General features: G+C 69.7%; 9 protein-coding genes. All 9 read right to left on the bottom strand.

What is annotated here, in order from left to right:
* Nucleotides 1-90 precede the first annotated feature (90 nt).
* Complete coding sequence (pgsA, locus tag Q0654_RS00400) at nt 91-681, bottom strand: CDP-diacylglycerol--glycerol-3-phosphate 3-phosphatidyltransferase (protein ID WP_298849341.1); 591 nt, start codon at nt 679-681, stop codon at nt 91-93.
* Between the two features lie 158 nt (nt 682-839).
* The gene (gene uvrC / locus Q0654_RS00395; RefSeq protein ID WP_298849339.1) at nt 840-2,696 is read right to left on the bottom strand and encodes an excinuclease ABC subunit UvrC; all 1,857 of its coding nucleotides are present in this window, start codon (nt 2,694-2,696) and stop codon (nt 840-842) included.
* Nucleotides 2,693-4,120, bottom strand: coding sequence for a redoxin domain-containing protein (locus Q0654_RS00390; protein WP_298849337.1), 1,428 nt, complete (start codon nt 4,118-4,120; stop codon nt 2,693-2,695). The genes uvrC and Q0654_RS00390 overlap by 4 nt, the downstream gene beginning before the upstream one ends.
* A 63-nt stretch (nt 4,121-4,183) precedes the next feature.
* Nucleotides 4,184-4,714, bottom strand: coding sequence for a low molecular weight protein-tyrosine-phosphatase (locus tag Q0654_RS00385; protein ID WP_298849335.1), 531 nt, complete (start codon nt 4,712-4,714; stop codon nt 4,184-4,186).
* Entirely contained in the window at nt 4,711-5,484 is a 774-nt protein-coding gene (kdsB, locus tag Q0654_RS00380) for a 3-deoxy-manno-octulosonate cytidylyltransferase (protein ID WP_298849334.1), read from the bottom strand. Before kdsB ends, Q0654_RS00385 begins: the two co-directional genes overlap by 4 nt.
* On the bottom strand, nt 5,484-6,482 hold the full coding sequence (lpxK, locus tag Q0654_RS00375) for a tetraacyldisaccharide 4'-kinase (RefSeq protein ID WP_298849332.1): 999 nt from the start codon (nt 6,480-6,482) through the stop codon (nt 5,484-5,486). The genes kdsB and lpxK overlap by 1 nt, the downstream gene beginning before the upstream one ends.
* Entirely contained in the window at nt 6,479-8,302 is a 1,824-nt protein-coding gene (gene msbA / locus Q0654_RS00370) for a lipid A export permease/ATP-binding protein MsbA (protein ID WP_298849330.1), read from the bottom strand. The genes lpxK and msbA overlap by 4 nt, the downstream gene beginning before the upstream one ends.
* Nucleotides 8,299-8,742, bottom strand: a complete 444-nt coding sequence (locus Q0654_RS00365; RefSeq protein ID WP_298849328.1) for a biopolymer transporter ExbD — start codon at nt 8,740-8,742, stop codon at nt 8,299-8,301. The genes msbA and Q0654_RS00365 overlap by 4 nt, the downstream gene beginning before the upstream one ends.
* On the bottom strand, nt 8,739-9,419 hold the full coding sequence (locus Q0654_RS00360) for a MotA/TolQ/ExbB proton channel family protein (RefSeq protein WP_298849326.1): 681 nt from the start codon (nt 9,417-9,419) through the stop codon (nt 8,739-8,741). The genes Q0654_RS00365 and Q0654_RS00360 overlap by 4 nt, the downstream gene beginning before the upstream one ends.
* Nucleotides 9,420-9,508: the final 89 nt, after the last annotated feature.

The following is a 9,508-nucleotide window of genomic DNA, read 5'->3' as shown; positions in this document are numbered from 1 at the left end:
CTCGCGACCCCGACCTTGGCAAGGTCGTGCTCTACCAACTGAGCTATTCCCGCACTGGAGCCCGCCATTGTAGGCATCGAAGCATCACTGTCAAGCCTCGCCGGGCGACTTTTTTTCACTCGCGGCGTCACCGCGCATCGCCGGCCAGGCCGCGATCAGGTACTGCATACCCGACCACAGGGTCAGTACCGCCGCGACCGCCAGCAGGACCTCGCCGATCAGGAAAATCGGCAAGCCGAACAGGTCGACGCGGTAGAGCAGCATGACCAGGGCGACCATCTGCACGATGGTCTTGATCTTGCCGATCACCGCCACCCGCACGGTAGCGCGCTGGCCAATCTCGGCCATCCATTCGCGCAGCGCCGAAATGGTGATCTCGCGTCCGATGATCACCGCGGCGATCAGCGCCATGAATACGGTGGGGTGGGCCTGCACGATGATGACCAGGGCGACGGCCACTGCCAGTTTGTCCGCCACCGGGTCGAGGAAAGCGCCAAACGCCGAGAACATGCCGTAGCGACGGGCGATGTAGCCGTCGGCCCAGTCGGTGATCGCACCCACCGCGAAGATCAAAGCGGCGGCGAAATTGGTCCACGGATAAGGCAGGTAGAAGACCAGCACGAGGACCGGGATCAGGGCGATGCGGAACAGGGTCAGCAGGTTGGGCAGGTTCAGGGGCACGCGCACTCTTCCGTGGGGACCCTCGGCACGGGGCGGACCCCGGCCGCGTGGGAACGGCCCCCGCATTCTGCCCGCTCGGGCTGCGCTTGTGTGGATTGCCCATGGGCTGGCCCGCGAAGTACGCGAGCCGCGCAGCCGACATGGCTGCGCCGTCTCGCTCAGCCGCTGCCGCCCTCTTCCAGCCCGTGCAGGGCCGCGTAGATGCGCTGCGCGAGCGCGGCATTGATGCCCTCGACGCGGGCGATGTCCTCGCTGCTTGCGCGCTTCAGGCCGGCCAGGCCACCGAAGTGGCGCAGCAGGGCCGTGCGGCGCTTGCTGCCGATGCCTTCGATATCCTCCAGACTGCTGCGCTCGCGCGCCTTGGCGCGGCGGCCGCGGTGACCGGTGATGGCGAATCGGTGGGCCTCGTCGCGGACCTGCTGGATCAGCTGCAGGCCGGGCGAATCCTGGCCCGGGCGCAGCAGGCGGCCGTCGGGGAACACCAGGGCTTCATGCCCTGCCCTGCGCTCCTCGCCCTTGGCCACGCCGATCACTGCAACGCCCTGCACGTCCAACTCGGACAGCACGCCCAGCGCCTGCTCCAGCTGGCCTTTGCCGCCGTCGATGAGGAGCAGGTCGGGCAGAACGCCGTCCTCGACCGCGCGCCGGAAGCGACGCGTCAGTGCCTGCTGCATCGCGGCGTAGTCGTCGCCCGGGGTGATGTCGCTGATGTTGTAGCGACGGTACTGCGCACGCACCGGTCCGTCGGCGTCGAACACCACGCAGCTGGCGACCGTGGCTTCGCCCTGGGTATGGCTGATGTCGAAGCATTCGATGCGCTGCGGCGGTTCGGGCAGGTCCAACAGGGCCTGCAGGGCGTCCAGGCGCGCGCGTTGGCTGGCAGCACTGGCCAGCTCGCTGCGCAGGGCCAGTTCGGCATTCTGCTTCGCCAGCTGCAGCAGGCGGGCACGATCGGTGCGCACCTGCAGCTTCAGTTCGATGCAGCGACCGGCGATCTCACCCAGCACGCGCTCGATCAGGGCCTGGTCGGGCACCTCATGGCTCAGCACGATCTCCTTCGGCGGGCTCTGCTCCAGGTAGTGCTGGGTCAGGAAGGCGCCCAGCACTTCGGCGGCGTCCTCGGCGCCGTTGAGCTTCGGGAAGAAGCTGCGGCTGCCGAGGTTACGACCGTCGCGGAAGCTCAGCAGCAGCACGCAGGCGCGGCCGCCCTCCAGCGCGCAGGCCAGCACGTCGAGCTCGGCGTGCTCGCCATCGACCACCTGCCGCGCCTGCACCTTGCGCACGGCTGCCACGGTGTCGCGCAGCTTGGCGGCGCGCTCGAACTCCAGCGCCTCCGCCGCGCGATCCATCGCCGCTGCGAGCTCGCCGACCAGGTCCTCGCTGCGGCCATCCAGCAGCAGGCTCGCGCGGCGCACGGACTCGGTGTACTCCTCGGGCTCGACAAGGCCCACGCAGGGCCCGCTGCAGCGCTGGATCTGGTACTGCAGGCAGGGCCGCGTGCGGTTGCGGAACACGCTGTCCTCGCAGCTGCGCAGGCCGAACAGGCGGTGGATCAGGGCCAGGGTATCGCGCACCGCAACTACGCCGGGATACGGACCGAAATAGCGCCCGGGCTGGCTGCGAGGCCCGCGGTGGAAGCGGATGCGCGGCGACTCGTCGGCGGTGGTGAGATGGATGTAGGGGTAGCTCTTGTCGTCGCGCAGCAGGATGTTGTAGCGCGGCTTCAGCGACTTGATCAGCTGGTTTTCCAGCAGCAGCGCCTCGCCCTCGCTGCGGGTCACCGTGATCTCGATGCTGGCGATCTGGCTGATCATCACCCGCAGGCGCGGCTCGCGCGGGCTGCGGGTGAAATAGCTGGCGACGCGCTTGCGCAGGCTGGCCGCCTTGCCGACATAGAGCACGCTGCCGTCGGCGGCGACCATGCGGTACACGCCGGGAGCGAGCGTCAGGCGCCCCGCGAACTCCTTGCCGTCAAACCCGCCCTGCGGCGGCAGCGCGGGATCCACCACGCTCATTCGCCGATCGCGAGCCTGCGCGGCAGCTGGCTGTCGAAGTCGATGCGCAGGATCTCGTGGGCGTCGGTGTTCGCGACGAACAGGCTGCTGCGATTGACCGCCAGCGCCGAAGGCTGGTGCAGGCGATAGCCGATGCTCTGCGTGCTGACCTGGCGCGTGGCCGGATTGAGCAGCTTCAGCGCGCAGTTGTAGGTGTCCGCGATCCACAGCTGCGGCGCGCGCGGATCCAGCACGATCGCGAGCGGGTACTGCAGCCGCGCCTGCGGCAGCGGCCCATCGACATCGCCGAACTCGTAGAGGCCGCCGCTGAGCAGGGTCTGGACTTTGGCGGTCGCGAGCTGGATGCCGCGCACCGAAGAAGACGCCGAATCCGCGACGAACAGCGTCTGCTGGGCCAAGGCCAGCCCGGCGGGCTGCGCGAAGTGGGAGTTCAGCGACTCACCGTCGCCCAGCGCGAGCGCGCCCGAGCCGGCAAGCGGCGCAAGGCTGCGCCGACCGAGGTCGTACTCCCAGATCTGATTCCAGCCGGCCATCGCGAGATACAGCTTGTCGAAGGCCGTGGCCAGGGCCCAGGGCGCATTGAGGGCACAGGCCTTGGGATCCGCGGGCGCGCCTTCCGGCGCCGAACCCGCGCGCCCGGTGCCGGCCAGGGTATCGACATCGCCGTCGAGCAGGCTGATCCGGCGCAGGGCGTGGTTGCCGGTATCGGCGACGTAGAGCGCGTCCTTCCACAGTGCCAGACCGCGCGGCGCCATGAAGCTGGCCTCGGCGCTGCCGCCGTCGATGAAGCCACCGCTGCCGGAGCCGAACTGGCGCAGGATGCGGCCGTCGAGCGTGCACTCCAGCACCCGGTTGTGCCCGGTGTCGGCCACGTAGAGATGCCGCTCGCTGGCCGCGAGACCGCTCGGGAACGCCAGCGGCAGTCGCGGCTCGGGGCGCGACACCGCGCTTGCGGCCTCGTACACGCGGGTATCGTTCTCACCGGCCCGCTGCAGGACGCCGTCGATCAGCGGCTGCAGGCGCTCGCGCAGCGGCTCGCCGGACAGCATCTCGACGATCCGGCCTTCGGTATCGATCAGCACCGCGGTCGGCCAGGATTCGACGCCAAAATGCTGCCAGCTGACGTAGTCGGCGTCCTGCACGACCGGAAAGCGTACGAACAGCCGGTTCAGCGCCTTGAGCAAGGTCTTCGGATCACGCTCGGCGTCGTACTTGGGGCAGTGCACGCCCAGCACGCTCAGGCCGTCGGAGAACTGGTTCTGCAGCAGCCGCATTTCCTCCAGCGAGCTCTGGCACCAGGCCGAACCGACATGGAAGAAGTACAGCAGCACGGCACGGCCTTTCAGCTCCGCCAGTCGCTGCGGCGGTGCGTTCACCCACTCCAGGGTGATCGGGAACTCGGGGGCGCGCGCGCCAGCCACCATCAGTATGTCCTCCGCAGCCGCGCCGATCCGGCGCTGCCTGCTCCAAGCTGTGGGTACGCCGGCCTACCAGGATCCATGCTGGCTGCCCGCATCCGCGAATCCTTCACATTCTGCCACGCCGAGCAGGCGCGCCGTGATCCGGCGGCAGGCCTGGTCGAGCAGCGCGTGCACCTGTTCGAAGTCCTCGATACGCCCGTAGTAGGGATCAGGCACCTCGCCGCCCGCGCCCAGGCCGGCCCATTCCAGCAGCAAGGCCACGCGCGCCGTGGCGCTGGCCGGACGCAGCGCCTGCAGATCGCGCAGATTGCTGGCGTCCGCGGCAAGGATGAGATCGAAGCGCTCGAAGTCGCGCCGATCGACCTGGCGCGCACGCTGCTGGTCGATTGGCGTGCCGTGCGCACGCGCCACGCGGATCGCGCGCGCGTCCGGCGGCTGCCCGATGTGGTACCCGGCCGTGCCAGCGGAATCGATGTGCAGGGCCAGCCCGACATCGGCCGCGCGGGCGCGCAGGACGCCCTCGGCCATCGGCGAGCGGCAGATGTTCCCGAGGCAGACGAGAAGCACGCTGCGGGTGCCATCGACGGCCGCCCTCATGGCTGCGCCCCGCGCAGGACCGCGTCCACGCGCGCCAGGTCCTCGGCGGTGTCGACGCCCGCAGGAAACGGCTCCGGACTGAGGCCGACCGCAATCCGCCAGCCGGCTTCCAGCGCACGCAGCTGTTCCAGGCATTCAAGCTGCTCAAGTCGAGCGGGCGGCAGGGCAGCGAAACGCTTCAGCGCATCCGCGCGGTAGGCATACAGACCGATGTGGCGCAGCCAGTGCCCACCGGCGAGGCCAAGACGGTCGACGGCGAAGCGATCGCGGTCCCAGGGAATGGGGGCACGGCTGAAGTACAGGGCGTCACCGTTTTGCGCGCGCACGACCTTGACGCAGTGCGGATTGAACAGCTCCTCGCTGTCGACCACGGGCTGCGCCAGCGTGGCGATCGGCGCGCCGCTGGTCGCCAGCAGGCGCGCGACCGCGCTGATCGCGGCCGGCGGTGCCAGCGGCTCATCGCCCTGCAGGTTGACGACGATGCGGTCGCCTGCCCAGCCCTGCGACTGTGCGGCAGCAGCCAGGCGGTCGGTGCCGGAGGCCAGGTCGGGCGCCGTCATGCACACCGTCGCATGATGGCCGGAGACCGCCTCGGCGATGCGGGCGTCATCGGTGGCGACCAGTACCTGCGCTGCGCCGGCTTCGAGAGCGCGGCGCAGCACGTGCACGATCATCGGCTCGCCGGCGATCCGCTGCAGCGGCTTGCCGGGCAGACGGGTCGAGGCGTAGCGCGCGGGTATGGCGACCACGAAGTCGGGATCGGGGCTCATCAACGTCCTCTCGGTTTCTGCGCGGCCTTGAGCCGCGCATGCAGCAGATCCAGCAGGGCATCCGGCAGCTCGCCGCTGACCGGCAGGTAGAAGCAGCGCGCCGTGGCGAAGCGCGCGCACTTGACCGCGTCCTTCTCGGTCATCAGCACAGGCAGATCATCGGCGAAATCGAGATCCGCAGGCGCGAAGGCATGGTGATCCGGAAACGCATGCTCGACCGGTTCGAAGCCCAGCGCCCGCAGCGTGGCGAAGAAGCGTGCCGGGTTGGCGATGCCGGCCAGCGCATGCACGCGCGCCCCCCGCAGGGGTGGCGCTGCACCGTCCACCAGTGCGCGCAGGGGCAGCGGCACGAGGCGCATCGGCCACTCATCGGGCCCGGGCATGCCGCCATTGCAGACGCGTGCTGAGCAGTCGGCGGCGCGGACGAGCGGTTCGCGCAGGGGCCCGGCCGGCAGCAGGGCGCCGTTGCCGAAGCGGCGCTCGCCGTCGATCACCAGCACCTCCAGATCGCGCGCCAGCGCGTAGTGCTGCAGGCCGTCATCGGCGATCAGCAGATCGACCTCAGCGGAGGCCTCCAGCAGCTCCGCCGCGCGGCTGCGCCGGCGGGCCACCGCCACCGGGGCGCGACTGCGCAGGCGGATGAGGCTCGGCTCGTCGCCGTGCAGCGAGGGCTCGGGCTGCTCCGGCAACAGCATCGCGTCGCGAGCGCTGCCGCCGTGACCGCGCGAGATCACGCCGGGACGCCAGCCGCGCGCACGCAGCCCTTCGATCAGCGCCAGGACCGTCGGCGTCTTGCCGGCGCCTCCGACGGTGAGGTTGCCCACCACCAGCACCGGCAGGCATCGCGGTTCGGCCTTCAGCAGGCCACGTCGGTACAGCCAGCGCCGCAGGCCGCCGATGGCGCCGAACAGGCCGGCCAGCGGCAGCAGCGGCAGGATCGGACGCGGGCCGTACCAGCGCGCGACAAGCCAGCGCTCCAGGCCGGCGCGCAGGCTCATCGCGTAGCGTCCGTCCCGCTGTCGTCCACGCTGGGGTGCTCCGACCCGCCGCCCATGGCCTCGCTGAACTGCAGACGGTGCAGGCTGGCATACATGCCGCCTCGGGCCAGCAGCTCGGCGTGCGAGCCGGTCTCGACCACTCGCCCGGCGTCGAGCACGACGATCTGGTCGGCGTGCTCGATGGTCGACAGCCGATGCGCGATGACCAGGGTGGTGCGATCGCGCATCAGGCGGGCCAGCGCATCCTGGATGAGGCGCTCGCTCTCGCTGTCCAGCGCACTGGTGGCCTCGTCGAGGATCAGGATCGGCGCGTTCTTGAGCAGGGCGCGTGCGATCGCGATGCGCTGGCGCTGGCCGCCCGACAGCAGGGCCCCGCCCTCACCCACCGGGCTGTCCAGCCCCTGCGGCAGCAGGCGGATGAACTCCATCGCATTGGCCGCTTCGGCGGCGGCCTCGATCTCGTCGCGCGAGCAGCGCCGCAGGGCGCCGAAAGCGATGTTGTCGGCAATGCTCCCGGCAAACAGCACCACGCGCTGGCTGACCAGGGCGATCTGCGCACGCAGGTCGGCGAGCCGGTACTCGGCGAGGGCATGGCCGTCGAGGCGCACGGCACCCGCACTGGGCTCGTAGAAGCGCGGCAGCAGGCTGACCAGGCTGGATTTGCCGCTGCCGGAGCGTCCCACCAGGGCCGTCACGGTGCCCGGCGCACAGCGCAGGCTGACGCGATCCAGCGCAAGCGCCGATGCATCCGCATAGTTCAGGCTGACCCCCGCGAACTCGATGTCACCCTGGGCCTTGTCGAGCGCGCGACTGCCCCGATCCGCTTCAGCCGGCGTATCGAGCACGGCGAACAGGTCCTGGGCGGCAACGATGCCGCGGCCCAGCATCGCCTGTACCGTGGTCAGGCGCTTCAGCGAGGGCAGCATCACCAGCATCGCGGTGATCAGCGACATGAAGGTGCCGGGGCTCATCGCGTCCAGCAGGTCCGGCCGCGTCGCGCGCCAGATGATGGCGGCGAGCACGCTGGCGGCGATCAGCTGGATGGTCGAGGTGCTGAGCGCGCTGGTGGCGGCAACCTTCAGGTTAAGCCGGAAGTTGCGCTCCACCACCTCGCCGAAACGCCGCGCCTCATGCGCCTGGCCACCGTAGATGCGCACCTCGCGATGGCCATCCACGGCTTCCTCGACCATGCCCGTAACTTCGCCAACCGCACCCTGGATCTGCCGGTTGATGCGGCGGAAGCGCTTGCCGACGAACTGCCAGACGACGCCCGCCAGCGGCGCCATGATGAACAGGTACAGGGTCAGGCTGACGCTGTGCCAGAGCATGACGCTGACCATGGCGATCACCAGCAGGCAGTCGAGCACGATCACCTTGACCGCATCGGCGGCCGCCTGGGCGACCTGCTCGGCGCTGTAGATCACCCGCGCGATGATCTGGCCCGAAGGCTCCCGGTCGAACCAGCTGGCCGGCAGCTGCTGGTAGTGGGCGAACACGGCGATGCGCAGGTCACGGACGACGCCGCGCCCCACCCGGGCCATGCTGTAGTCGGTCGCATAGGTGCCGATGCCGCGCAGCACGAAGATGCCGACCAGGGCGAGTGGCAGCCAACGGATCACGTCGGCATCGCGCGCCACGAACAGGTCGTCGAGCATCGGCTTGATCAGGTAGGCGAACCCGCCCGATGCCGCGGCATCGAAGGCCATGCCGAGCACGGCCACTGCTGCGAAGCCCCAGTAGGCGCGCGCATAGCCCAGCAGGCGCCGGTACGAGGCGGACGGCGATGCCCGTGCGCCAGCATCGACAGACGCTGGCTTCATCCACCGCCTCCGCCGTCGGAGTCCGCGCTTTCGGGCAGGGTCGCGATCGACAGCTTGGTGAAACCCACGGCGCCCAGTGCATCCATCGCGGTCACCACCGCCTGGTGCGGCGTGCGCGCATCCGCACGCAGGATGACGCTGCGCTCGCGATCATCACCGGCGATCTGCTGCAGGGCCTCGCGCAGGGCAGCGCCGTCGCGGCGCAGCACCTCATTGCCGGCGATGAAGTAGCGGCCCTCTGCATCGATCTGGATCTGCAGCGGCTCGCCCACCGGCAGCGCCTCGGAAGGACCGGCCTTGGGCAGCTGGATGTTGAGCGCCGAACGGTCATCGAAGGTGGTGGTGACCACGAAGAAGATGATCAGGCAGAACACCACGTCGATCAGCGGCGTGAGGTTCAGCTCGGGATCTTCCAGCGAGCGGCGGCTGCCGAAGTTCATCCCGCGGCTCCTGCGCCAGGCGCCGCACCCGCCGGCCGGCGCGGGCGCGCCGCAGGCTGCGCCGTACCGGGCTGCGGAACCGTCTCCAGGGTATCGATCAGCGCGATCACCTGCTGCTCCATTTCGACCACGTACTCGGCGATGCGTCCGCGGAAATAGCGGTAGAACATGAAGGCCGGAATCGCCACGCACAGGCCCGCGGCGGTCGTGATCAGGGCCTCGCCAATGCCGCCGGCGAGCTGGTTGGCATCGCCCACGCCGTGGGTGAGGATGCCGAGGAACATCTGGATCATGCCGAACACGGTGCCCAGCAGACCGAGCAGCGGCGAGATTCCGCTGATCGTGCCCAGGGTGTTCAGGAACCGCTCCATTCCGTGCAGCTGGTGGCGACCGACATCCTCGACGCGCTCCTTCATCTGCTCCCGCGGGCGGTGGCGGACTTCAATGGCCGCGGCCAGGATCGCACCGAGCGGTGAATTCGCACGCAGGGTTTCGATGTGCTTGGGATCGAGCCGGCCGCTGGCGGCCCACTGGCGCACCTCGTCACCCAGATCCAGCGGCAGCACCTTGGAGCGGCGCAGGCTCCAGAAGCGTTCGATGATGATGGCCAGGGCCAGGGCCGAGCACAGCAGGATCGGCCACATCACCCAGCCGCCAGCAATCAGCAGTTCCAGCACGCGAGTTCTCCGGGAAAGCGTGGATCGGACAGGGCCGCAAGTGTACGTGAGGCGGCCGGACCCGGGCAGCGACGTTCAGCGGCTGAACC

Source organism: uncultured Aquimonas sp. (assembly GCF_937888285.1).
Lineage (GTDB): Bacteria > Pseudomonadota > Gammaproteobacteria > Xanthomonadales > Xanthomonadaceae > Aquimonas.
Note: the sequence above shows the minus strand (reverse complement) of the source record. Positions and strands in the feature narration are given on the sequence as shown.